The sequence below is a fragment of the Nocardioides mangrovi genome, from assembly GCF_020073815.1.
In the GTDB taxonomy this organism is placed as follows: Bacteria; Actinomycetota; Actinomycetes; order Propionibacteriales; family Nocardioidaceae; genus Nocardioides; species Nocardioides mangrovi.
Map to the genome: position 1 here is coordinate 49,083 of NZ_JAIQZJ010000014.1, position 23,803 is coordinate 72,885.

General features: G+C 73.8%; 20 protein-coding genes, 1 tRNA gene and 1 pseudogene. 5 read left to right on the forward strand and 17 right to left on the reverse strand.

The window, feature by feature from the left end:
• Nucleotides 1-10: 10 nt before the first annotated feature.
• Nucleotides 11-502 (reverse strand): YajQ family cyclic di-GMP-binding protein, encoded by a 492-nt coding sequence (locus K8U61_RS19970; protein ID WP_224124821.1) that lies wholly within the window; start codon nt 500-502, stop codon nt 11-13.
• Nucleotides 503-622: 120 nt separating this feature from the next.
• On the opposite strand from K8U61_RS19970, the gene K8U61_RS19975 reads away from it, so the two are divergent.
• Nucleotides 623-704 (forward strand) — tRNA-Tyr (locus K8U61_RS19975).
• 24 nt (nt 705-728) lie between these two features.
• On the opposite strand, the gene K8U61_RS19980 is transcribed toward K8U61_RS19975, so the two are convergent.
• The gene (locus K8U61_RS19980; RefSeq protein WP_224124822.1) at nt 729-1,112 is read right to left on the reverse strand and encodes a hypothetical protein; all 384 of its coding nucleotides are present in this window, start codon (nt 1,110-1,112) and stop codon (nt 729-731) included.
• Nucleotides 1,113-1,428: 316 nt separating this feature from the next.
• Nucleotides 1,429-1,980, reverse strand: a pseudogene (locus K8U61_RS25645) (alcohol dehydrogenase catalytic domain-containing protein); the annotation flags it as partial.
• A gap of 17 nt (nt 1,981-1,997) precedes the next feature.
• On the opposite strand from K8U61_RS25645, the gene K8U61_RS19990 reads away from it, so the two are divergent.
• Nucleotides 1,998-2,573, forward strand: coding sequence for a TetR/AcrR family transcriptional regulator (locus tag K8U61_RS19990; protein WP_224124823.1), 576 nt, complete (start codon nt 1,998-2,000; stop codon nt 2,571-2,573).
• Nucleotides 2,574-2,590: 17 nt separating this feature from the next.
• Here K8U61_RS19990 and K8U61_RS19995 read toward each other — a convergent pair whose 3' ends face one another.
• From K8U61_RS19995 to K8U61_RS20030, 8 genes are all read right to left on the reverse strand, one after another.
• Complete coding sequence (locus K8U61_RS19995) at nt 2,591-2,872, reverse strand: hypothetical protein (RefSeq protein ID WP_224124824.1); 282 nt, start codon at nt 2,870-2,872, stop codon at nt 2,591-2,593.
• A 46-nt stretch (nt 2,873-2,918) separates the two neighbouring features.
• Nucleotides 2,919-4,844 (reverse strand): potassium transporter Kup, encoded by a 1,926-nt coding sequence (locus K8U61_RS20000; protein WP_224124825.1) that lies wholly within the window; start codon nt 4,842-4,844, stop codon nt 2,919-2,921.
• A 145-nt stretch (nt 4,845-4,989) separates the two neighbouring features.
• Nucleotides 4,990-7,656 (reverse strand): ABC transporter permease, encoded by a 2,667-nt coding sequence (locus K8U61_RS20005; protein ID WP_224124826.1) that lies wholly within the window; start codon nt 7,654-7,656, stop codon nt 4,990-4,992.
• Nucleotides 7,653-10,817, reverse strand: coding sequence for an FtsX-like permease family protein (locus K8U61_RS20010; protein ID WP_224124827.1), 3,165 nt, complete (start codon nt 10,815-10,817; stop codon nt 7,653-7,655). Before K8U61_RS20010 ends, K8U61_RS20005 begins: the two co-directional genes overlap by 4 nt.
• Before the next feature lie 24 nt (nt 10,818-10,841).
• On the reverse strand, nt 10,842-11,513 hold the full coding sequence (locus K8U61_RS20015) for an ABC transporter ATP-binding protein (protein WP_224124828.1): 672 nt from the start codon (nt 11,511-11,513) through the stop codon (nt 10,842-10,844).
• Nucleotides 11,510-12,445, reverse strand: coding sequence for an ATP-binding cassette domain-containing protein (locus K8U61_RS20020; RefSeq protein ID WP_224124829.1), 936 nt, complete (start codon nt 12,443-12,445; stop codon nt 11,510-11,512). The genes K8U61_RS20015 and K8U61_RS20020 overlap by 4 nt, the downstream gene beginning before the upstream one ends.
• A 90-nt stretch (nt 12,446-12,535) precedes the next feature.
• Entirely contained in the window at nt 12,536-13,171 is a 636-nt protein-coding gene (locus tag K8U61_RS20025; protein ID WP_224124830.1) for a response regulator transcription factor, read from the reverse strand.
• Nucleotides 13,172-13,320: 149 nt separating this feature from the next.
• Nucleotides 13,321-13,689: a metallopeptidase family protein gene (locus tag K8U61_RS20030; protein ID WP_224124831.1), complete on the reverse strand. Its 369-nt coding sequence runs from the start codon at nt 13,687-13,689 to the stop codon at nt 13,321-13,323.
• 64 nt (nt 13,690-13,753) lie between these two features.
• Here K8U61_RS20030 and K8U61_RS20035 point away from each other — a divergent pair, with 64 nt between their 5' ends.
• Together K8U61_RS20035 and K8U61_RS20040 are read left to right on the forward strand one after the other, a co-directional pair.
• Nucleotides 13,754-14,632, forward strand: a complete 879-nt coding sequence (locus K8U61_RS20035) for a DUF1295 domain-containing protein (RefSeq protein WP_224124832.1) — start codon at nt 13,754-13,756, stop codon at nt 14,630-14,632.
• Nucleotides 14,629-15,741 (forward strand): FAD-dependent oxidoreductase, encoded by a 1,113-nt coding sequence (locus K8U61_RS20040; RefSeq protein WP_224124833.1) that lies wholly within the window; start codon nt 14,629-14,631, stop codon nt 15,739-15,741. The genes K8U61_RS20035 and K8U61_RS20040 overlap by 4 nt, the downstream gene beginning before the upstream one ends.
• A gap of 21 nt (nt 15,742-15,762) precedes the next feature.
• Here K8U61_RS20040 and K8U61_RS20045 read toward each other — a convergent pair whose 3' ends face one another.
• Nucleotides 15,763-16,326 carry a TetR/AcrR family transcriptional regulator gene (locus K8U61_RS20045; protein WP_224124834.1) on the reverse strand — a complete coding sequence of 188 codons (564 nt, stop codon included), beginning with the start codon at nt 16,324-16,326 and terminating at the stop codon, nt 15,763-15,765.
• A gap of 59 nt (nt 16,327-16,385) precedes the next feature.
• Between K8U61_RS20045 and K8U61_RS20050 the strand changes: the two genes are divergently transcribed.
• Nucleotides 16,386-17,390, forward strand: coding sequence for a hypothetical protein (locus K8U61_RS20050; RefSeq protein ID WP_224124835.1), 1,005 nt, complete (start codon nt 16,386-16,388; stop codon nt 17,388-17,390).
• Here the strand turns inward: K8U61_RS20050 and K8U61_RS20055 are convergent.
• The 5 genes from K8U61_RS20055 to K8U61_RS20075 all read right to left on the reverse strand — a co-directional run bounded on the left by K8U61_RS20055 (nt 17,383) and on the right by K8U61_RS20075 (nt 23,667).
• On the reverse strand, nt 17,383-18,546 hold the full coding sequence (locus K8U61_RS20055) for an alpha-hydroxy-acid oxidizing protein (RefSeq protein WP_224124836.1): 1,164 nt from the start codon (nt 18,544-18,546) through the stop codon (nt 17,383-17,385). The two genes, K8U61_RS20050 and K8U61_RS20055, sit on opposite strands and share 8 nt — an antisense overlap.
• A 27-nt stretch (nt 18,547-18,573) precedes the next feature.
• Nucleotides 18,574-19,089, reverse strand: a complete 516-nt coding sequence (locus tag K8U61_RS20060) for a calcium-binding protein (RefSeq protein WP_224124837.1) — start codon at nt 19,087-19,089, stop codon at nt 18,574-18,576.
• Between the two features lie 17 nt (nt 19,090-19,106).
• The gene (locus tag K8U61_RS20065; protein ID WP_224124838.1) at nt 19,107-19,808 is read right to left on the reverse strand and encodes a helical backbone metal receptor; all 702 of its coding nucleotides are present in this window, start codon (nt 19,806-19,808) and stop codon (nt 19,107-19,109) included.
• Nucleotides 19,805-22,939: a fused isobutyryl-CoA mutase/GTPase IcmF gene (gene icmF / locus K8U61_RS20070; RefSeq protein ID WP_224124839.1), complete on the reverse strand. Its 3,135-nt coding sequence runs from the start codon at nt 22,937-22,939 to the stop codon at nt 19,805-19,807. The genes K8U61_RS20065 and icmF overlap by 4 nt, the downstream gene beginning before the upstream one ends.
• A 71-nt stretch (nt 22,940-23,010) precedes the next feature.
• Complete coding sequence (locus K8U61_RS20075) at nt 23,011-23,667, reverse strand: hypothetical protein (RefSeq protein ID WP_224124840.1); 657 nt, start codon at nt 23,665-23,667, stop codon at nt 23,011-23,013.
• Nucleotides 23,668-23,803 lie beyond the last annotated feature (136 nt).

Genomic DNA, 23,803 nt, shown 5'->3' on the forward strand with positions numbered 1-23,803 from the left:
TCGGCGGTCGTCAGCGGTAGTTGGTGAACTGCACCGCGAAGTCGTAGTCCTGCGCCTTCACCAGCGCCTGGACGGCCTGGAGGTCGTCGCGCTTCTTGGACGACACGCGCAGCTCGTCGCCCTGGATCTGCGCCTTGACGCCCTTGGGGCCCTCGTCGCGGATCAGCTTGGAGATCTTCTTGGCGTTCTCCGAGGAGATGCCCTCCTTGAGCGCGATGGCGATCTTCGACTGCTGGCCCGACTGGCGGGGCTCGGAGGCGTCGAGGATCTTCAGGCTCTGCTGCCGCTTGACCAGCTTGTCCTTGAAGACGTCGAGGACGGCGCTGGCGCGGTCGTCGGCGGAGGCGGAGATCTCGATCGCCTGCTCGCCCTGCCACTCGATGGTGGCGCCGGTGCCCTTGAAGTCGAACCGCGTCGCGATCTCGCGGGCGGCCTGGCCGAGCGCGTTGTCGACCTCCTGGCGGTCGATCTTGCTGACGATGTCGAACGACGAGTCGGCCATGCGAACTCCCTCTCCGTGCCGGGTCCCAGGAGGGGCCCCGGCGTTTTCACCTGCGGTTGTGCCTGCGCTATTCTTTCGTCTCGTTGCCGCCGGGCCAAACAGCCGGGCGGAGACACCCGAGGCAGGTTGCCCGAGCGGCCAATGGGAGCGGACTGTAAATCCGTCGGCTTTGCCTTCGAAGGTTCGAATCCTTCACCTGCCACACCGGGACGAGGGCCCCGCACAGTCAGCTGTGCGGGGCCTTCTGCATGCCGGGCGCCGTCGACCTCCGCGCCGTCCCGCCCGAGGACGGAGGCAGCGGGTCGCGGCGCAGGACGAGCTTTGTGGTCCGGGCGAGGTAGGCCTCGGGCGCGTCCTCCCAGTCGGCGAGGGTGGTCGTGACCTTCTCGGCCGGGAAGCCGGTGCGCGCGACGAAGTCGAGGACGTCGGGCAGGATCGGGCGCACGTGGGAGACGCCGACGGTGAGGGTGGCGCAGGTGGCGTACATGTCCATGACCGGCAGGGCCGTGTTGGTGCCCAGGTAGTAGCCGGTGCCGGTGCAGACCCCGCCCGGGGCGAGTGCGCGCAGCGCGGCCCGCAGGCCCGGGCCCTTGGAGGAGGCCTCGACCACGATGTCGTAGCGTCCGGCGCCGACCCGCGAGCCAGGAGCCGCGCCGTCGGGTGTCGAGCCGGTCGGCGGTCGCGCCGAGTGACTGGGCGATCTCCAGGCGCTCGTCACGGGTGTCGACGTAGTCCACGACGGCAGCGCCGTGGGCGACGGCGAGGCCGGCGGCGTACAGGCCGATGCTCTGCCCACCGCCACCGATGACCAGCACCCGCGCCTCGGGGTGGGACGACAGGTGGGGGACGACGGACCGCCACGCGTCGGAGAGGTTGTCGCTGGCCGCGGCGACGCGGAGCGGGTCGAGCCCGTCGGGCACTCGCACCAGCATGTGGTCGGCGTAGGGGACCCGCAGCGAGTCCGCGACCATCCCGCCCCACGGCCCTGAGGCGGGGCCGAAGCCGAATGCAGCCAGCGTCCCGCCCGGCGAGGTGGTGACGGTGGTGGTGCACTTCGCGGTCAGACCGCGCCGGCAGTGGTCGCACCCACCGCACGAGACCGCCCACGGGACGACCACGACGTCGCCGACCGTCCATGCGGTCACCTCGGATCCGACCGCCGTGACCTGGGCGATCGCCTCGTGGCCGATCGCGAACGGCGCTCGGAAGGGGACGTCTCCGACGATCGAGGCGACCACGGGGTCGATCAGGCCGACCTTGAGGCCCGCCTGGAGGGGGCGGGAGACGTTGCGGTGCAACGGGAGGGTGTCGCCGTCGCAGCGGCTGGCCACGAACGGCCGCACCAGCGCATCGGTCGGCGCGACGAGCTCGGGCTCGGGTCGGTCGCGCCACTCGAGCGCGCCGCCACCGACGTAGGTCAGCTCACGCACAGGACCTCCTCCGATGGATATGCTATGCAGCAGAACATAGCAGGACACGAGGAGGGGACGACGCCATGGGGAGTCGCACCGACACCCGCAGCCGGATGATCGCCAGCGCCGCGCTGCTACTGCGCGAGCACGGCGTGGCCGGCACCACCGTGGCGCGCGTGCTCGACCACTGCCGTGGACCCCGGGGCTCGGTCGGCTTCCACTTCCCCGGCGGTCGCAGCCAGCTGCTCACCGAGGCGCTGGGCTGGGTCGGCGCCCTGGTCAGCGGTCAGCTCCGGCAGGGCGTCGACGTCGGGGTCGCCCCCGACGTGCTCTTCCGTGGCATCTGCGAGCACTACCGCACCCAGCTCGAGGAGTCCGGCTACACCGCGGCCTGCCCCGTCTGGGCCGTCGCGCAGGAGGCGTACGACGATCCCGACCTCGGCCCCGTCGTGGCCCAGGTCCTCGACGACTGGATCACCCTGCTCGCCCGCGCGCTCGGCGACGCCGGCCATGACAACGCGAGCGCGACCGACACGGCGACGTTGTGCATCGCCACCCTCGAGGGCGCGATCACCATGGCGCGGATCAGGCGCACCACCAGGCCCATCACCCTCGCCTACGAGGCCATGGCACCCCGGCTCGCACGGCCCCGGGCGTGACCGGCGAGCCCGGGGGGTCAACCCGCCGTGGAGGTGTCGTCCGCCCCGGTCGAGCCGGTGCCTCCCGGTGCCCCGGACGGCGGCGTCCCGTTGCTCGACGGCGGGAAGCCGCTCGTCGACGACTCGTCGCCCGCGAGGGCCGAGCTCACGGCGTACCCGCCGAAGACGCCGACGACGTGTCCCGCCACCAGGGCACCGACGACGGCGCGGATCCTGAAGGCGCGGTCCCGCCAGGTCGGGCGGCTCGGGGGAGCGGCGGGGTCCGGGTGGTCGCTGGCCGTGCTGTCGGAGGTGGTCATGTCACCGACGGTGCCGGGTGGGGCTGTGCGTCCGTTGTGCGGCGACCTAGACCTCGACGTGCGAGCCGACCAGCACCACGCGGTCGCGGGGGAGGCCGAAGTGCTCGGCGGCGTCGGCGGTGATGTGCGAGGTCGCGATGAACAGCCGCTTGCGCCACCGCGCCATCACCGGCTCGGGTCCGGGGAGCAGCTCGATCTTGGAGAGGAAGTACGTCGCGTTGTCGAGGTCGAGCTCGCCCTCGGTCTGCTCGGGGGTGAGCCGAGCGAGAGCGGCGGGCACGTCGGCGGTCTCGGTGTAGCCGAACCGGGCGGTGACGTGGGTGATGCCGTCGGCGTCGAGCCCGAGCGGGTCGACCTCGAGGCGCTCGCTCTCGGGGACGCGGGGGATCGTGTCGATGTCGATCGTCACGATCACGACGTGCTCGTGACGCACGTGGTTGTGCTCGACGTTGGCCCGCAGGGCCAGCGGAGCGGTCTCCTTGCCGCGGTTGAGGAAGATCGCGGTGCCGCGGACCACGCCGACCTCCCCGGTCGCGCCGGCCTCGTCGATCTCGCGGACGAAGTCGCGCAGCGAGCCCTCGATCTCGGAGCGCTCGGCGGTGACCGCCTCGCGTCCGCGCTGCCAGGTCGTCATCACCGTGAACGCCGTCAGCGCGATCGCGAGCGGGAGCCAGGCGCCGTGCACGATCTTGGTGGCGTTGGCGGCCAGGAAGAGCAGGTCGACCGCCAGCAGCGGCACGGCCGCCAGGCCGAGCACCCACCACGACGTGCGCCAGCGCCGGTGCGCGACGTAGAAGAAGAGGATGGTCATGATCGTGATCGTGCCGGTGACGGCCATCCCGTAGGCGTAGGCGAGAGCCGCGGAGCTGCGGAAGGCGAGGACGAGCGTCAGCACCGAGACCAGCAGCAGCCAGTTCATCCACGGCACGTAGATCTGGCCGTACGTCGAGTGCGACGTGTGCAGCACGCGCAGCCGGGGCAGGTAGCCCACCTGCGCGGCCTGCGACGCCACCGAGAACGCGCCGGTGATCACCGCCTGCGCCGCGATCACGGTCGCCATGGTCGCGAGCAGCACCATCGGCACCCGTGCCCAGTCGGGGACGAGCAGGAAGAACGGCGCGCGCAGGTTGTCGTGGTCGGCGAGCACCAGCGCGCCCTGGCCGAGGTAGCTCAGCGTGCTGGCCGGCAGCACGACGAAGAGCCAGCCCACGGCGATCGGCCGGTGCCCGAAGTGCCCCATGTCGGCGTAGAGCGCCTCCGCGCCGGTGACGGCGAGGACGACCGCGGCGAGCGCGAAGAACGCGATGTGGAAGTGGCCGAGCAGGAAGCCCGCGGCGTACGTCGGGGAGATCGCCCTGAGGATCTCCGGCTCCCGCGCGATGCCGCCGATCCCGCAGGCGGCGATGGTGGTGAACCAGGCGATCATCACCGGACCGAAGAGCCGGCCGACGACCGAGGTGCCGAAGCGCTGGGCGGCGAAGAGGCAGACCAGGATCACGGCGGTGACGGGGACGACCCACTCCGCGAAGCCGGGGTCGATCACCTCGATGCCCTCGACGGCCGAGAGCACCGAGATGGCCGGGGTGATCATCGAGTCGCCGAGGAAGAGCGCGGCGCCGAAGATGCCGAGCGCGGCCAGCACCGACGCGACCCGGACCCGGGTGTCGCCGGCCCACCGCCGCAGCAGCGTGATGAGGGCCATGATGCCGCCCTCGCCGTCGTTGGAGATCCGCATCGCGAGCGAGACGTAGGTGATCGTCACGATCAGCATCGCCGACCAGAAGATCAGTGACACCACGCCGTACACGTTGGCGTCGGAGACCGGCACCGGGTGCGGGTCCTCGGGGTTGAACACCGTCTGGATCGTGTAGATCGGGCTGGTGCCGATGTCGCCGAACACGACCCCGAGGGCGCCGACGACGACCGCCAGACGGAGCGGGCTGACAGGGCCGGCCGCTCGGTCGTGGGTCACGACGGAGGAGGCTACGCCGTCAGGGGGCGCGGGCGAGTCGTGGGACGGCCGGTCCGGACCTCGGGGGCACTCCTGGCACCTCGGGGGCGTGGCAACGGCCCCGAGGTGCGGGATTCCCCGGTGGACCGGGTACTCATGCGCCGGCTCAGCTGCGCAGCAGCTCCGCGAGCACCCGCCGGTGGAGCCGACGCCACTCGGAGAGCGCGACGGCCAGGGCGCTGAGCACCACGACACCCGCGACGAGCACGGTCCACCAGGGCAGCACGACGTCGGGCGTCCTGGTCTCGCCGGTGATCCGCTCCAGCGACAGGGACCCGAACGTCGCGGCCACGGCGCCGAGACCCAGCGCGAGACCGACCAGGGTGGCGACGACGACCGTGGTCAGCACCTCGCCGGCGAGCACCCGCCGCAGGTCGCGGTCGGCCAGGCCGAGGGAGCGCAGCCGGCCGAGTGACTGGCCGCGGGCGGGTGCCTCGGCGGCCGCGGCGAGCACCACGCCGAGGACCGCGAAGAGCAGCAGCGGCACCGACGACGCCGCGGCGAGCCGCACCAGCGCCGAGGCGAGCGGGGCGTCGCGTCGGGCGTCGAGCTCGGCGGCGTACGTCGTGACCGAGCCGACGTCACCGCCGGCCCGCGTCAGCGCGTCCGCGGCTCCCGGCCCGACGGTCCACACGGTGTCGGGTGTCGCCGTCACCCCGGCGCGGCCGAGCGCCCCGACGTCGACCACCACGACCGGTCCGATCGCGGCGTCCACGCGAGGCGCGGCCCCGACCACGTCGAGCGGGACGACGGCGTCCTGCCAGTGCAGGACCGGGCTGCCCTGCAGGTCCGGCGTGCCGCCGAGCAGCAGGGCGGGCACCCGGTCGTCCCCGGTGTCGAGACCCGCCAGCGCCGGTACGTCGGGCAGCGGGCTGGCCGCGAGCAGCCGCGCGTACGAAGCGGCGTCAACGACCACCAGCCGGACGGAGGCGGCGCTGCGCGCCGAGACGAGCTGGACGTCGTCGGCGACCCGGCCCGCGACCGCGGCGCGCACACCCGGCTCCTCGGCGACCTGGCGGGCGACCGTCTCGAGGTCGGGGTCCGGGGCAGCGGTCAGGCGCGCGTCGCCCCCGACGGCGAGCAGCGCCCCCGTCTCCTGGCCCCGGTGCTCGGTCGCGGCCAGGGAGATGCCGAACGTGAGCTGGGCGACCGCCACCGAGACCGCGAGCGCCGGAAGCACACGGGTCGCCGTCCGGCTGAGCCGTGCCGTGACGAGGAGCCCGACGGCATGCGTCGAGCGGTGGGCCGCCCGCTGGGCCACCCGGAGCACGGGCGCCACCAGCCGGACCGCGACCACCGTGCCGGCGACCGCGCACATCGTGGCAGCGGCCGCGGCCGTCACGCCGTCCCACCCGCCCTCCTGGGCCGTGCCGCGCTGGTGGAGGGCCACGAGGGACAGGGCTGCCACGACGAGCACCGTCGCCTCGACGACCAGCCGGCGGGCGCTCCGGGCGCGATCCAGCGCACGCCGTGCGGACCGGTTGGCCGGGACCCGGCGCACGCTCGTCGAGCGTGCCGCCAGCGCCGCGCCGAGGACCGGAGCCGCCAGGGCCGCGACGATGACGACGGGGAGGGACCAGGCCCAGCCGATCCCGCCCGCGAGCACCTGCGCCGCCGCGAGCCCGAGCGCGGCACCGGTCGCCGCGACGAGGACCGACTCGACGAGGAGCTCGCCGGCGATGTCGAGCAGCGTCGCACCGCGTTCGCGGGCGACCGTCACCGGCCCTGCGCGGCGGCCGACCAGCAGCTGCGCCGCGAGGGCGAGGACCAGCAGGGCGCAGACGACCAGCCCGACGACGACCACCTCCGCCTGGCCTCGGGCCGCGGTGACCTGGGCCCGGCCGTCGGTCAGCACGCTCCCGAGCAGGCTGCTCCAGGTGAAGCCACGGGCCGCGGGGTCCGCGGACGCCTGGAGGTGCGCGACGTCCTGGGTGAGTGCGCCGGACCCCGCCCAGCCGACCGCCTCCGGTCGGGGCAGGAAGGTGATGTGCTGCGCCAGCTCCTTGGCCGGTACGGCGAGCTGCAGGTCGGGGAGCGTCGCCGCCGAGACGAGTGCGGCACCGGTGGTCTGCTCGACACCCTGGGAGACGCCGACGGCGGGGTCGAGCAGGTCCGGCGAGAGCTGCCAGGTCGCGTCGCCCGGGTCGTCCGCGACGTACACGCCGCTGATCCGGATCCGGATCGGCTGGTGCTGGTCGTCCTCGGCCGGGAGCCGGTCACCCGGGCCGATGCCGAGCGCCCGGGCCACCGGCTTCGAGACGGCGACCTGGACGGGCCACGGCGGGGCGCCGGGGGTGGTCGAGGCCTCGGTCCGGCGCTGGGGCCGAGGCGCTCCCCCGGCGACGTAGTGCACGGCCGGCGCCTCGGCGTAGGTGAGGTGCAGGTAGCGGCCGGGGCCGGCGTCCAGCAGGTGCAGCGCCGGCGTCGTGACCGTCGAGACGGGGGCTCGCAGGACGGCCGCGAGCCGGGGCGGCAGCGCGAGCCGGGCCCGGTCGGCGTCCCTGCGCAGCTGCTCCGCCGCGCGGGGGTCGCGGGTGAACCCGACCGATCCGTAGGGGTCGCGCGGCAGCGTGGCGACGACGGCGCCGTCCAGCCCGGCGTCGCGCACCGCCGCGACGATCGCGCGGTCCGCCGCGCCGTCGCTGACGGGCCCGACCGCCGCGGTCAGCAGGGTCGTCACCGCCACCACCAGGCCCATCAGGACGAGGAGGGGCGCGTCGCTGCGCAGTCGGCCGGCGATGGTCGGGCCGTGCCAGTGCGGTCGCCGGCTCATTCCGCGTCTCCCGCGTGCAGGCGGGCGGGGTCGGCCCGGCGTACGTGCGCCACCGTGAGCACCACGGCGATGCCGAGTGCGCCGACGAGCGCCGAGCAGACGAGCAGCGCCTCGGCTCCCCACGGCCAGGCGCCCACGGCGGCCGGGACCGGCGCGGCCCCGACGTCGGAGCGGATCAGCAGCGGGCTCAGGACCGCCGACGTCGTCAGGCCCACGAGCGCGCCGACGACCACCAGGGGGAGGAGGAACGCGGCGTTCTCAGCGAGGAGCACCCGCCGGGCGTCCCGCGACGACAGGCCGAGCGCGCGCAGGCGGGACACCTCGGTGGAGCGTCGCTGCCGGTCGCTGGCCAGGAGCAGGCCCACGCTGAGCAGCAGCATCAGCGTCGCGGCGGCGACCAGGGTCAGCAGCGCGGTCGGTACGGCGACCCGCAGTGGCCCGGTCGAGAGCCGGGCGGCCGCCTCGGTCCGGCTGGTGACCTCGCCGACCCCGAGCCGCTCCGCCACGCGCACGGTCGCGGGCGTCGGGTCGCCGATCCACCAGGCGTCGTAGCCCGGGTCGAGGTCGCCGGCGTCGACCAGGGCTCGGGTGAGCAGGTCACCGTCGGCGAGCACCGCCGGCCGGCCCGGGGCCGACGGGACGTCGGGCACGATCGCGGCCACTCGCAGCGGCACCGAGGTGCCGTCCAGGCTGGCGGTCAGCCGAGTGCCGATCGGGGCGTCGAGGTCGTCGACCAGGTCCTGCGACACGGCCACGGGTACGTCGGGCTCGACCGGGATGCCGGTCGCCAGCAGGGTGTTGCTCGCCCAGCTGAAGTAGGTGAGGTCCGCGTCGGCGGTCGTGGTGACCACGGTGTCGTCGCCGTCGGGTGCGACGGCCACATCGGCCAGGCTGAGCACGCTGTTCTCGCCGGTGGGCAGCGCGCCCCACGAGGTGCCGGCCGGCGCCGCCTCCGGGCCGGGGATCCGGAGGGAGACCGACAGGTCCGCCGTCATCGGGGCGCCCGGCCCGTCGAGGTCGAGCCGGACGCCGACGAGCTCCTGCCTCGGGCTGATCGGGCCGAGCCACGACACGGGGTGCACCCGCCCGTCCATGGGCACGGGCACGGCGTCGACCGAGCTGCGGATGCCCGCCGGGTCCTGGAGGACGGCCGTCACCCTCACCTGCAGGGCCGCGCGGGCCGGGGCCTGTCCGTCGACCTCGATGCCGGCGCCGTCCGCGGGCAGGTGGATGCCCTGCACCGGCTCCGTCGGAGCCAGACCGGCCCCGACCTGCGCCCAGGACCGTCCGCCCTCGAGGCGGCCGCGCAGCAGCGTCCCGGCCTGCGTCGTGTCGACGGCGACCAGGACCGGGGGCTCGCCCTTCTGCCCGACGTAGCTGCCGAGGGTCAGCGGCCGGTCGATGACGGGCGAGACCGCGGGGCCGAGCGCGCCGCGCTCCGCCGCGGACTCCACGGCCGTGGTCGCCCGCCGCCCGGCCGTCGCCGCGGGGTCGAGCGACAGGTCGGTCCCGAGGAGCAGCGCCGCCTGGTCGTCCTGCGACCGCTCCCAGGTCGCGTGCAGCCCGAGCCCGAAGGTGGCGGCGGCGACGGCGGCGGCGATCGCCACCATGGCGGTGCCCGAGTGGGGTCGACGCGCGGCCTGCTGGGCCGCGAGCGGCAGCACCAGGCCCCGCGAGCGCGTGCCGGCCCGGGCGGCGACGCCGAGCGCGAGCGGGACCAGGCGGACCACCAGCACGGTCACCGCCGCCAGGCAGAGCACGGGTGCGACGGTCACCACGACGTCCCCGTCGGAGCTCGCCGACGGGGTGGAGCGCAGCTGCAGCCAGCAGACGACCACCACGGCGGCGAGCAGGAGGTCGAGGCCCCCGCGGAGGACCGCGCGGTGCCGGGCGCTCCGGTCGGTCGCGGTGCCCGTGTCCAGCGCGGTCGGGACCAGGCTGAGGGCCAGTGCGAGGCTGCCGGCCAGCACGCACGCCACCAGCGGCCACGTGATCGTCGGCCCCTGGGTGAGCCCGGCGGCCTCGAGACCCGAGAGGCGGGTGAGCCCGGCGTGGACGAGCGAGGCGGCGGGCACGGCGATCACCGCGGCCGCGGCCGCGAGGAGCCCCGCCTCCGCCAGGGCGGCCCCGACCTGCTGGCGCCGACTCAGTCCCAGCGCGACGAGCAGGGCGCGCTCGTCGTCGCGGCGCGAGGCGACGAGCCAGCCCGCCAGGATCGCGGCCGCCACGGACAGTGCCACCCCGAGCAGCACGACCACCAGCACGGTCGACCGGGTGGTGGCCTGCTGGGCGTCGATCCGGTCGAGGGTGCCGGGCAGGTTCGACGCCACCCGGGTGATCTGCACGTCGTCGCCGACGCCCGCGGTCAGCTCGGCCGACGCGCGACCGAGGCCTCGGACCGCGTCGTCCAGGGTGGAGCGCTCGGCCAGCGTGAGCGTCGGGTGGGCGGTGACGCGCAGCCCGGTCACGTAGGAGCCCGAGGCGCGGAACGCCGCGTCCTCGACGAGGACCGGCCCGTACGCCGCGGGCGACGCCGATCCGTGCGTCCAGGTCCCGATCCCCTGTCCCGACAGGGGATCGGTCTCCCATCCGCGGCCGGGTCGGGCCTCGAACGTGCCGACGACCTCGACGGTGAGGGTCTCCGCGGCGCTCGTCACGCCGGTCAGGCCGAGCTCGTGACCCATCGTCACCGTGTCGCCGAGGTGCAGCCCGAGCAGGCGGGCGGCCGCGGCCGGGACGACGGCCTCGGGTCGCGGCGTACGCGTGTCGCGCGGCCAGTGCCCGCTGGTCAGGACGGCGCGGCTGCGGGTGTCGCTGTCGGTCCCGAGGTAGGCGACGCGGTCGCCGTCGAGCTGTCGCATCGGCCCCACCGCGCTGGCCGTGACCGTCGGGCGCATCGGAGCCAGGACGTCGGTGACGACGCCCTGCGCCTGGGACCGGGCGTCCGCGAGGGCGCTGCCGGGGAGGTCGACCAGGTAGGCCGTCACGTCGACGTCGTCGGGCTGCGCGCGCTCCACCTCGGCGTGGAAGGCACGCGCCTGCGTCGCGGTCAGCAGCAGGGTGCAGACACCCACGAGGCAGGCCGCTGCCGCGATCAGCCCGACGACGGCGGCGAGCATCCCGCGCTGCACCCGGGCGCGCCGGAGAGCCAGGGTCAGCACGGGTCGGTCATCGGGCGCGGCACCCTAGACGCGCCCGTCCGCGATGGTCAGGACCCGGTCGGCGAGCGCCATCATCGTCGGGTCGTGGGTCGCCACGACGGCGGTGACGCCCTCGGAGTCGACGATCGCCCGCAGCAGCGCCATCACGGCCAGGCCGGTGTCGGCGTCGAGCTGGCCGGTGGGCTCGTCCGCCAGGAGGAGGCGCGGCGAGCCGGCGAGCGCCCGCGCGATCGCCACCCGTTGCTGCTGGCCGCCGGACAGCTCCCCGGGGCGCTGCGCCGCATGGTCGCGCAGCCCGACCAGGTCGAGGAGCAGGGCGACCCGCTCCTCGCGCTCGGCGACCGGCATCCGCCGCATCCGCAGCGGCACCCCGACGTTCTCGCTCGCGGTCAGCGCCGGGATCAGCCCGAAGGTCTGGAAGACGTAGGAGATGGTCTCGCGGCGCAGGCGGCTGAGCCCCTGGTCGTCGAGCGCGGTGACGTCCGTGCCGGCCACGTGCAGCGTGCCGGAGTCCGGCTTGTCGAGGCCGCCGAGCAGGTTGAGGAGGGTGGTCTTGCCCGATCCCGAGCGACCGGCCACGGCCACCATCTCCCCGGGCCGGACGTCGAAGGAGACCTCGCGCAGGGCGTGCGTCGTCGTGGGTCCCGACCCGTAGGTACGGCGCAGCTCCCGCGCGGCGATGATCGGCTCGGTCACGGCTGCTCGCCGCGGACGTCGGAGCGGTCGTCGGAGCGGATCTCCACGTGGTCGGCGGTCAGGGCGAGCCGGACCCGACGCGTGAGGGCGAGCGCCTCGCGGAACTCCCGGGGCACCTGCACCCGGCCCGCGCGGTCCATGACGGCGTACTCCTCGGCGACGCCCGGGACGTCGCCGGTCGCCTCGCCGCGGAGGATCTCGCTGCTGGTCCGCCCGTCGCGGATCGCGACGCTGCGGGCGACCTGCCCGCTCACCGCGGCGTCGTGGGTGACGACCACGACGGTCGCCCCCAGCTCGCGGTTGGCGGTCCGCAGCGCGGCGAACACCTCGGCGGCGGTCTCGCTGTCCAGCTCGCCGGTCGGCTCGTCGGCGAGCAGCACGCGGGGCTGGTTGGCGAGGGCGACCGCGATCGCCACGCGCTGCTGCTGACCACCCGACATCTGGTGGGGCCGGCGGTCGGCGCAGTCCGCGACCCCCAGGGTCTCCAGCACGCTGTCGGTGCGGGCCCGCCGCTCCTGGCGGCGTACGCCGGCGATGGTCAGGGGGAGGTCGACCACCTGCCGGGCCGTCAGGTAGGGCACCAGGTTGCGCGCCGACTGCTGCCGCACGAACCCGACGACGTGCCGGCGGTAGTGGACCCGTTCGGGGCGGCCCATGTCGACGAGGTCGTGCCCGGCCACCCGTGCGCGGCCCGCCGTCGGTGCGTCGACGCCCGCGAGGACCTGAAGCAGCGTCGACTTCCCGGACCCGGAGGCCCCGACCAGCGCGATCATCTCGCCCTCGTGCACCAGCAGGTCGAGACCCTGGAGCGCCTGCACCTCGACGCTCGCGGTCTGGTAGATCCGCACGAGGTTGTCGCACACGATGAGCGCGTCGTGCCCGAACTCCGCCTCCCGTGGGGCAGCCGCCGGCAGCGCGAGCTCTCGTGCCATGCGTTCCTCCCGTCGACGACCCGCGTGATCGTAACCACACGCCGGTCGCGACGTACCCCGATCGGACGGGGCCGACGCCATGGGGGTCCGTCAGTCGGTGGAGCCGAAGCCGTGGCGGATCGCCCAGCCGACGGCGGCGCCCCGGCTCTGGACGCCGATCTTGCGGTAGGCGGTGCGGATGTAGGACTTCACCGAGTTGATGCTGACGAAGAGCTCGGCGGCGATCTGCTGGTTGGACCGGCCGCGCGCGATCAGCGCGATCACCTGGACCTCGCGCTCGCTGAGCCCGAGGTCGCCACCGAGCTGGTTGGCCCGGGCCGCCGAGGCGGAGGAGCCGACGGTGGGGTTCTCGCCGGGGTCGCCGGCCCGCCAGCCCGTCGCGGCGGACTCGACGGCGGCCAGCAGCTCCTTCTCGTCGGCGCCGATCGAGAAGAAGCCGTCGACGCCGGTGGTCAGGGCCGTGCCGACCAGGTCGGGACGCAGGTCGTGGCCGACCGCGAGGACCTTCGACGCGGTCATGTCGACGAGGTAGCCCAGCGGGCCGGTGTCGCCGTCGAGCAGGGCCATCACGTCGTAGAGCACGACGTCGGGGTCCGGGTCGCCGGGGTGGGTCGGTGTCGGGACCACCGCGACCTTGTCGGGATGCCGGGAGAGGAGGGACATGATGCCCTCGCGGACGATCTCCTGATGGCTGTAGACACCAACACTGACGGGCTGGCTGGTCATCGGTTGCTTCCTCTTCCTGCTCTCACCGTCCAGTCGAAACACTGTTCAGGTACCCGTGGCCGGGCGCGCGGCAAACGTGGCGCGGGCCATGCCCGGCCGTGGTGGGAGAGGGAACGTGTTCGAGACGCGGCCGCGTCGACGGCGCGGCCTCAGGCCCAGCCGAGCTCGCGCAGCCGGGCCTCGCCCAGCCCCATGGCGTGCCCGACCTCGTGCACCAGCACGGTGCGCACCTTGGTCGGCACGTCCTCGGCCCGGGCGCACACCTCGACGATCGGGACCCGGTAGAGGGTGATCGTGTCCGGCAGGGTGCCGGGTGCGCGGCCGTAGTGGCTGGTGCGGGGGACGCCGCGGTAGAGGCCGAGGAGGAGGGTGCCGGGCTTGCGCTCGGCGGCCGGCTGCTCGTCCTCGACGAGCACGGCGATCTCCGCCACGACCGGCTGCACCCACGCGGGGAGCGAGTCGAGCGCGTCGACGACCATCGCCTCGAAGGCGTCGAGCGGGACGGCGGCGGGATCCATGACCTGAGTATGTCGAGCGGATCCTAGACAAGAACGTGTTCTAGTTCTCCGCTACCGTCTGCCCATGAGCAAGAGCGCCTCGCTGGTGCGCGTGGGCATCGCCTACCTGGTCGCGGTCGCGGTCGGTGCGGCCTGGCTGTGGTGGGGCCCGGACACGTCGCACCTCTGGCTGGACGGGCTGATCGCCGACTCCCTCGCGACGCTGGTGATCTTCGGCTTCAGCCGGGCCCACCACAACTCCAGCTTCTACGACGCCTGGTGGAGCGTGCTCCCGCCGCTGCTCGCGGCGTACTGGTGGTGGGCCGGCCCGCTCCCGCTCGACGACACCCGCTCCTGGCTGGTGCTCGTCGTCATCCTGGTCTGGGCGGTCCGGCTCACCGGCAACTGGGTCTACGCGTTCCCCGGCTTCCCGCACGAGGACTGGCGCTACCCGCTGCTGCGCGACGGCAAGGGCGCGATGGAGCCGCTGGTCGACCTCTTCGGCATCCACCTCGTGCCGACCTGGCAGGTCTTCCTCGGCATGACGCCCGTGTACGTCGCCGTCACCCACGGCGGCCGCGACGTGGGGTGGCTCGACGCGGTCGCGGTCGTCATCGGCATCGGGGCGGCGCTCCTGGAACTGGTCGCCGACGGGCAGATGTACCGCTTCGCGCGCACCAAGCAGCCCGGCCAGTGCCTGGACCAGGGTCTGTGGGGCTGGTCGCGGCACCCCAACTACTTCGGCGAGATCAGCTTCTGGTTCGCGCTCGGACTCTTCGGCCTGGCCGCCTCGCCCGCCGACTGGTGGTGGGTCTTCCTCGGCGCCATCGCGATGGTCGCGCTCTTCCTCGGCGCCAGCATCCCGATGATGGAGCAGCGCTCGCTCGAGCGCCGCCCGCAGTACCAGGACGTCATCGACCGCGTGTCCAAGCTCGTGCCCCGACCCCCGCGAGTGCGCACGTGACCCGGCCCCGGGTCGTGGTCGCCGGCCTCGGCGACAGCGGCCTGCTCACCGCCCGCCACCTCTCCCGGTACGTCGACGTCGTCGGCATCTCCAGCAAGCCCGCGCTGGTCAGCGGGCAGGAGCTCGGGATGCGGCTCGCGACCCCGGAGGCCTGGGCACGGGAGTACCTCGTCGGCTTCGAGCGCTACCGGAAGCTCGACGCCGTACGCCGGGTGCACGGCACCGTCACCGGCCTCTCGACCGCCGACCGGCAGGTGACGGTCGCGCTCGCGGACGGGTCGACGCAGGTCGAGCCGTACGACGTCCTGGTCATCTCGACCGGGGTCACGAACGGCTTCTGGCGCCGGCCCGACCTCCAGTCCGCGGAGCAGGTCGACGACGCGATCACCGGGGCGCACCGGCAGCTCGCCGACGCCGATGCGATCAACGTCATCGGTGGCGGGGCAGCCGCCGTCAGCGCCGCTGCCCACCTCGCGCTCGCCTGGCCGGACAAGCCGATCGCCCTCTACTTCCCCGGTGAGCGCGCCCTGCCCCAGCACCACGGGCGGGCGTGGTCGACGGTCGCGCACCTCCTCGAGGACCGCGGCGTGGCGCTGCACCCCGGCCACCGGGCGGTGGTGCCCGACGGCTTCGACCTCGACCGGATCACCACCGAGCCGGTCGCCTTCAGCACGGGCCAACCGGACGCCCCGGCCGGTGCGACCGTGTGGGCGATCGGGCGGGTCGCGCCGAACACGTCCTGGCTGCCGCCGGACCTGCTCGACCAGCAGGGCTTCGTCCGGGTCGCGCCCGACCTCTCCGTGATCGGCGCCCCCGACGTCTTCGCGATCGGCGACGTCGCCGCGACCGACCCGCTGCGCGGATCGGCCCGCAACCGGGCCGACCGGCTGCTCGCCCGCAACGTCCGCCGGCACCTGGCCGGGCGGCCGCTCGACACCTACCGCCCCGCGCGCCGCCGCTGGGGATCGGTGCTCGGCTTCCAACCCGACGGGCTGCGGGTCTTCACCCCGACCGGGCGGTCGTTCCGCTTCCCGGCGTGGTCGATCCAGACCGTGCTCCAGCCCTGGATCGTGCGGCGCGGGATCTACGGCGGCGTACGGCGGCGCTGACCTGCCGGGCCGGTGCCCGCGTCAGAGCAGGCCGGCGGCGCGGATCGTGGCGTCGAGGTCCTGGGGGCCGAGCGCGCCGGCGCGGACGATGTAGCCCTGGCAGACCAGGAGCATGGCGCGTGCGGTGTCCGTCGCGGTGCCGCGGTCGCCGCCGGTCGCCTCGAGCCAGCGGTCGGCGGCCACCTCGAAGGCCGCCTCGATCGCCGCGACGCGCCGCTGGACGACCTCCCGGATGCCCGGGTCGGAGGCCGCCTCGCCCCAGATCTGCAGCACGGCGCCGAAGGGCATCGCGTCCTCCTCGAGCCCCGCTAGCCACCAGCGCACGACCTCGAGCGGCGGGCGGGGGGCCTGGTCGTCGGCGAGCAGGCGGTCGGCCCGCTGGCCGATGACGTGCTCGGCCACCCGCTCCACGAGCTCGTCCTTGGTCGCGAAGTGCGAGTAGACCGATCCGGCGGAGAGCCCGGACTCCCCGATGATCTCGGCCATGGTCAGTCCGCGCAGCCCGCTCCGGGCGATCACCCGGAGCGTCGCCGCGGTGATCTGGTCGCGGCGGGCCTGACGGTAGGCGTCGCTCACTCTGGGCACGCCGCGAGGTTAGCGTGTACGGTGCCCTAAACAAAACGTTCATTCTGTTTGGAGATGTCATGTCGTCGCACCCGGAGACGGCCGCACCGCGGTCCCGCCCCGCCGCCGCCCTCGTCATCGGCGTCCTCGCCGGCGCGATCGTGGCGGTGGTCGCGCTCGCGTTCCTGTGGCCGGTCGCCACCTCGGAGACCGGCGGACTGCCGGTCGGCGTGGTCGGCGGGTCCCTCCCGACGGGCGCCGACCTGCCGGTCGACGCGACGTCGTACGACACCCGTGACGACGCCGTCGCCGCGATCCGTGAGCGGGAGGTGTACGGCGCCTACGTCCTCGGCGGCGCCACCCCGGAGGTGCTGGTCGCCAGCGCGAACGGGTCCGCGACCGTCTCCGTCGTGGAGGGCGTCGGCCGGCAGCTGGCGGCGGCGACCGGCGGTCAGCCGACCGTCACCGACGTCGTCCCGCTCTCCGACGACGACCCGACCGGCGCCGGCCTGAGCGCGATGGGCTTCCCGCTGGTCCTCGGTGGGATCGTCGGCGGCGTCGTGGTCTCCCTCCTCGTCGCCGGCGTCACGCGGCGCCTGCTCGCCCTGGTCGTGTACGCCGTCGCCGGCGGCCTGCTGGTCGCGGTGGTCACCGGCCCCCTGCTCGGCATCCTCGGCGGCCACTTCTGGCTGGAGGCGCTGGCCATCGGTGCCGGCATGCTCGGCACCGCCTCGACGGTCGTCGGCCTCAATGCCCTGCTCGGTGCGCCCGGGATCGGCGTCGGCGCCGTCCTGACGATGCTCGTCGGCAACCCGATCTCCGGCGCCTCGATGCCCTACCAGTTCATCACCGGGCCCTGGGGCTCGATCGGGCAGTACTTCGTCCCCGGGGCCGCAGCCAGCCTGGTCCGCGAGGTCAACTACTTCCCGGACGCCTCCAGCCTCCACGAGTGGGTGGTCCTGCTCGCGTGGATCGGCGCGGGCGTCCTGCTCTCGGTGCTCGGTCACTTCCGCAGCTCCACCCCGGTGCACCTCCCCGAGGGCGAGCTCGAGCATCCGCACGGAGCGCACGCAGCGGTCAGGTGACGCGGACGAGCACCTCGCGCGTGAGCTCGGTGATGCTGGCGTAGCCGTTGAGACCCATCGTGAGGTCGGCCTCGGCCAGCAGGCAGGACAGCACGAACTCGATGCCGGCCTGGCCGCCGAGCACCGCGCCGTACCCGTAGGGGCGGCCGATGCCGACCGCGGTCGCGCCGAGGGCGAGCGCCTTGACGACGTCGGCACCGGAGCGGACGCCGGAGTCGAAGAGGACGGGCATGTCGTCGGCCGCGTCGACCACCGCCGGCAGCAGGTCGAGGGCCGGGGCGCTCGCGGCCTGGCGACCGCCGTGGTTGGAGCAGTAGATGCCGTCGACGCCCGCGTCCTTGGCGCGGCGTACGTCGTCGGGGTGGCAGATGCCCTTGAGCAGCAGCGGCAGGTCGGTCAGCCCCCGCAGCCAGGCGAGGTCGTTCCAGGTCAGCGTCGGGTTGCCGAACATCAACGCCCACGCGATCGCCGCCGCGCCGGGGTCCTCCTCGGGCGTGGCCTGGAGGCGGGACCGGAAGACCGGGTCGGAGAAGTAGTTGGCCAGGCAGTAGCCGCGCAGCTGCGGGAAGGTCGCGTGCTGCAGGTCGCGCGGCCGGAAGCCGAGGGTCCAGGTGTCGAGGGTGACCACGATGCCCTGGAAGCCGGCCGCCTCCGCGCGGTGGACGAAGCTCTCCGCGACCTCGCGGTCGTGGGGCGTGTAGAGCTGGAAGAAGCCCGGGGTGTCGCCGAGCGCCGCGCCGACGTCCTCCATCGGGTCCTGCATCAGCGTCGAGGCGACCATCGGGATCCCCGAGCTGGCGGACGCCGCGGCCGCGGCGAGGTCGCCGTGCTCGTCGTCGGTCATCACGCCCAGGACGCCGATCGGCGCCATGAAGACGGGTGCGGGGTAGCGATGGCCGAAGAGCTCGACCGACAGGTCGCGCTCGGCCGCACCCGACAGCATCCGGGGGAGCACGCCCCACCGGTGGAAGGCGTCGATGTTGGACTGCTGGGTGTGGCCGTCGCCGGCGCCGCCCGCGACGTAGTCCCAGAGCCGGTGCTCCATCTTCTCCTGCGCGGCCGCCTCCAGACCCGCGAAGGTGAGCGGGTACGGCGGCAGCTGGCCGCCGAGGCCGGCGAAGTAGAGCCCGATCTGGAAGTCGGCGAAGTTGGCCATGCCGGGTATCCAACCACCGGCCGCCGGCTACTCGCAGCCGGTGGCGAGCTCCACGTAGCAGGCGTCGGTGCCGGCGCCGCCGCGGCCGCGGTCGGTGCCCGGGCCGCCGTCGAGGTAGTCGGGGCCGGCGGCACCGAAGAGCCGGTCGTCGCCGGCCGCGCCGTCCAGGTGGTCGGTGCCCTCGCCTCCCCGGAGGACGTCGTCGGCGTCGCCGCCGTCGAGGAGGTCCGAGCCGGGGCCGCCCACGAGCCGGTCCTCGCCGCCGTGCCCGCGGAGCCGGTCGTCGCCGGCGCCCCCGCAGAGCAGATCGTGGCCGCGGAGGCCGAGGAGCCGGTCGTCGCCGCCGAGGCCGACGATGACGTCGTCCCCGCGGGTGCCCGTCAGCTCGTCGTCGCCGTTGGTGCCCACGATGGTCGCCACCTGCCCGCCGCAGGTGGGTCGGGCCGCGTGCCCGGCCTCCGGCAGCAGCACCACGAGGGCGGCGACCAGGGCGAGCACGCTCCCGCGCGCGACGGTCCGAGATGACAGGTGCCGAGATGACATGTGGAGCCCCCGTTCGGTCAGGGCGTCAGGCTACGTGCCTCCAGCAGCGACGGGCCGTACCACGTGATCAGCCGCCCGCTCACGAGCCGCGTCGGCGTCCGCTCGAACGCCTCGGGTCCGTCTGCGGGGGTGAAGACGTAGGGCTCGTCGGGGAGCAGCACGACGTCGGCGCCGACGACGTCCAGGTCGGCGACCTCGACCTTCGGGTAGCGGTCCTGGTGCGTCGCGTAGACGTTCTCCCAGCCGAGCCGGCGCAGCAGGTCGCCGGTGAAGGTCCGGCTGCCGACCACCATCCAGGGGTCCCGCCAGATCGGCACCGCGACCCGGGCGGTGACCGGCGGCATCGGGCGCGTCCAGAAGTCGCGCGCCTCCTCGAGCCAGGCCGGCCGCGGCCAGCCGAGCACGTCGTCGAAGAGCTCGTCGTACGCCGCGAACGCCGCCGGCACGGTCTCGATCTCGGTCACGTGGACGGCGATGCCCGCGTCCCGGAGGCGGCGTACGTCGAGCTCGCGGTTCTCCTCCTTGTTGGCGACCACCACGTCGGGCTCGAGCGCCCGGATCGCCGCGAGGTCGGGGTTCTTGGTGCCCCGCACGCGGACCACGTCGAGGTCGCCCGGCTGGGTGCACCACTCGGTCGCCCCCACCACCGCCTCCGGCCGTGCGTCGGCGAGTGCCTCCGTGATGGAGGGGACCAGGGAGACGACGCGTTCGGCGCTCACACGTTCCGACGATAGGCCCCGCCGACCTCGAAGAACGCCTCGGTCACCTGGCCGAGCGAGCAGACCCGGGCGGCGTCCATGAGGACGGCGAAGACGTTCTCGCCGGAGGTCGCGGCCTCCTTGAGGCGGGCGATCGCTGCGGTCGCCTCGTCGCGGTGGGCGTCCTGGAAGTCGTGCACGCGGCGCAGCTGCGACTCCTTCTCCGACGAGGTCGCGCGGGCCAGCTCGACGTGGTCGGGGGTGCCGTCGTCGCCGCCGGGCTTGCGGAAGGTGTTGACGCCGATGATCGGCAGCGAGCCGTCGTGCTTGCGGTGCTCGTAGAGCATCGACTCGTCCTGGATCCGGCCGCGCTGGTAGCCGGTCTCCATCGCACCGAGCACGCCGCCGCGCTCGTTGATGGCGTCGAACTCCTTGAGCACGGCCTCCTCGACGAGGTCGGTGAGCTGGTCGATGATGAAGGAGCCCTGGAGCGGGTTCTCGTTCATCGCGAGGCCCCACTCGCGGTTGATGATCAGCTGGATCGCCAGCGCGCGGCGCACCGACTCGGCGCTCGGGGTGGTCACGGCCTCGTCGTACGCGTTGGTGTGCAGGCTGTTGGCGTTGTCGTAGATCGCGATCAGCGCCTGCAGCGTGGTGCGGATGTCGTTGAAGTCCATCTCCTGCGCGTGCAGCGACCGGCCGCTCGTCTGGACGTGGTACTTCAGCTTCTGCGAGCGCTCGTTGGCGCCGTACCTCTCCTTCATCGCGACCGCCCAGATGCGGCGCGCGACGCGGCCGATCACGGAGTACTCCGGGTCCATGCCGTTGGAGAAGAAGAAGGAGAGGTTGGGTGCGAAGTCGTCGATGTCCATGCCGCGAGCGAGGTACGACTCGACGTAGGTGAAGCCGTTGGCGAGCGTGAACGCCAGCTGGCTGATGGGGTTCGCCCCGGCCTCGGCGATGTGGTAGCCGGAGATGCTGACCGAGTAGAAGTTCCGCACGCCCTGCTCGATGAACCACTCCTGGATGTCGGCCATGCAGCGCAGGCTGAACTCCGTCGAGAAGAGGCAGGTGTTCTGGCCCTGGTCCTCCTTGAGGATGTCGGCCTGCACCGTGCCGCGCACCGTCTTGAGCGCCTCCACCGGGTCGATGCCGCGCTCGCGGGCCTGGTCCATCGCGGTGTTGAGGAAGAACGCGAGCACCGTCGGCGCCGGGCCGTTGATCGTCATCGACACCGACGTGGTCGGCGACAGCAGGTCGAAGCCGTCGTATAGCTCCTTCATGTCGTCGAGCGTCGCGACGCTGACGCCGGAGGTGCCGACCTTGCCGTAGATGTCGGGGCGCTCGTCGGGGTCGCGGCCGTAGAGCGTCACCGAGTCGAACGCCGTCGACAGCCGGGTCGCCGGCTGGCCCTCGGAGAGCAGCTTGAAGCGCCGGTTGGTGCGCGCCGGGTCACCCTCGCCGGCGAACATCCGGGCCGGGTCCTCGCCCTCGCGCTTGAGCGGGAAGACGCCGGCGGTGAAGGGGTAGCGGCCGGGGAGGTTCTCGCGCCGCCAGAAGCGCACCAGCTCGCCGTGGTCGGCGTACGACGGGAGCGCGACGCGGGGCACGAGGTTGCCGGAGAGCGACTCGCGCCCGGGGATCGCGGCGTACTCCTCGACGACGGCGGGCCAGCCCGCGACCTGCTCGGCGACCTCGTCGGGCAGGGCGCTCCGGGTCTTGTCGAGCAGGGCGGTGACGTCGCCGTTGTCGGGCAGCTCGGCGGCGACCGCCTCGACCTGCTGGGCCTTGCGCGCGAGGAGCGCGAGCTCGTCGGTGCGGTCGTGGTAGTCACGCACGGTCGCGGAGATCTCGGAGAGGTAGCGGACCCGCTCACCCGGGATGACCTGCCGGATCCGGGTCGAGTGCCGCACGTCGACGCGGTCGAGGGTGCCGTCCTCGAGCGGCAGGCCCTGCTCGGCCAGCAGGCCGCGGAGGTGCTGGTAGAGCGCGGTGACGCCGTCGTCGTTGAAGGTCGCGGCGGACGTGCCGAAGACGGGCATCTCGGTCGGCTGCTTGCCGAAGGCCTCGCGGTTGCGGACGAGCTGGCGGCCCACGTCGCGCATCGCGTCCTCGGCGCCGCGGCGCTCGAACTTGTTGATCGCGACCACGTCGGCGAAGTCGAGCATGTCGATCTTCTCCAGCTGGGACGCGGCGCCGAACTCCGGCGTCATCACGTACATCGACACGTCCACGAACGGCACGATCGCCGCGTCGCCCTGGCCGATGCCGGGGGTCTCGACGACGACGAGGTCGAAGCCGGCGGCCTTGAGCACGTCGACCACGTCGGGGAGGTGGTCGGGCAGCTCGTGGGCCCCGCGGGTGGCCAGCGAGCGGAAGAAGACGCGGTCGCCGTCGACGGAGTTCATCCGGATCCGGTCGCCGAGCAGCGCGCCGCCGCCCTTGCGCCGGGTCGGGTCGACGGCCAGCACGGCCACGCGGACCTTGTCCTGCTGGTCGACGCGGAGCCGGCGGACGAGCTCGTCGGTCAGCGAGGACTTGCCGGAGCCGCCGGTGCCGGTGATGCCGAGCACCGGGACCGTACGGCGCGCCGCGGCGTCGCGGACCGCGCCCAGGAGGTCGTCGGGCAGCCGGCCCTCCTCGGCACCGGTGATCGCCCGGGCGACGGCGAAGCGGTCCCCGCTGAGCACCTGGTCGGCGTCGACCTGGCGCTGTGCCCACAGGTCGGTGTCGCAGTCGGCGACGACGGAGTTGATCATCCCGGTGAGGCCCATCCGCTGGCCGTCCTCCGGGGAGAAGATGGTGACACCCGACGCGCGCAGCCGGGTGATCTCGTCGTGCACGATCACGCCGCCGCCGCCTCCGACGACCTTGACGTGGCCGGCGCCCTGGGCGCGCAGGAGCTCGACGAGGTACTCGAAGTACTCCACGTGTCCGCCCTGGTAGGACGACACCGCGACGCCCTGGACGTCCTCCTCGATCGCTGCGTCCACGACCTCCTGGACCGAGCGGTTGTGGCCCAGGTGGATCACCTCGCAGCCCTGCGACTGGAAGATCCGCCGCATGATGTTGATCGACGCGTCGTGGCCGTCGAACAGGCTCGAGGCCGTCACGAGGCGGACCGGGTTCTGCGGCACGTGGAGGTCGGTCATACGGAGATAGTAGGACGTCCTAGTATTTTTCGGAAACGAGACCCCGGTCACCCGCTCGGGGTCCCGCAGGCTCAGGCGTTCGCGACGCCCGGGATCCGGTAGCCGTTGATCGAGTCCGACCACCCGGCGTACTGGAGCCCCCACTCGCGGGTCAGCCGCTCGAGCTGGATGGTGCCGACGACGCCGTAGCCACCGGCATCGGAGGAGCGGACCCGGCCGTCGCCGAGCGAGATCGCGACGTGCCCGTGCCCGCTGCTGCCGCCGAGCCAGTAGACGGCCGCGCCCTTCGGTGGGCTCGTGTCGCCGGGGTGGCGGTCGGAGGCGTGCTCCCACGCCGTGGCGGCGTCGTCGTAGCGCGAGGGGATGTCGGCCTGCTCGCGGGTCCAGCCGAGGCACTGCCCGGGCACGTTGTACGACGAGGCCTCGGCCGCCGCGACGGTCTCGGCGGCGTCGCTGGTCGCGACCGGGATCGAGGGCTCGACCGGCTTGCGCACCAGGCGGACCGCATCGACGACCCGCTCGGCCGGCGGGGTGACGGAGGCGGTGACCGGCGCGACCGCGGCCTGTGTGGCCTGTGCGGCCTCCGGGGCGTCCGGGGCGTCCGGGGTCGGGTCCGCGTGCCGCACGCCGGCGACGACACCGGTGGAGGTGACGGCGACGACGGCGAGGGTCGACAGGACCCAGGTGGGGGCGTGGGCGAGACGGGTGACGGGACGGGACAGGGGCAACGCTGGCTCCTTCGATCGGGCCAGCGGTCCTGGCTGAGCGAGTGAGGAAAAGGGGCGCGCAGCGGGTCATCGCCCGCCGCAGGCGCCACGGGGTCCAACGTCCCGGGCGGCGCCTGTTATCCCGAATCGGACGTGA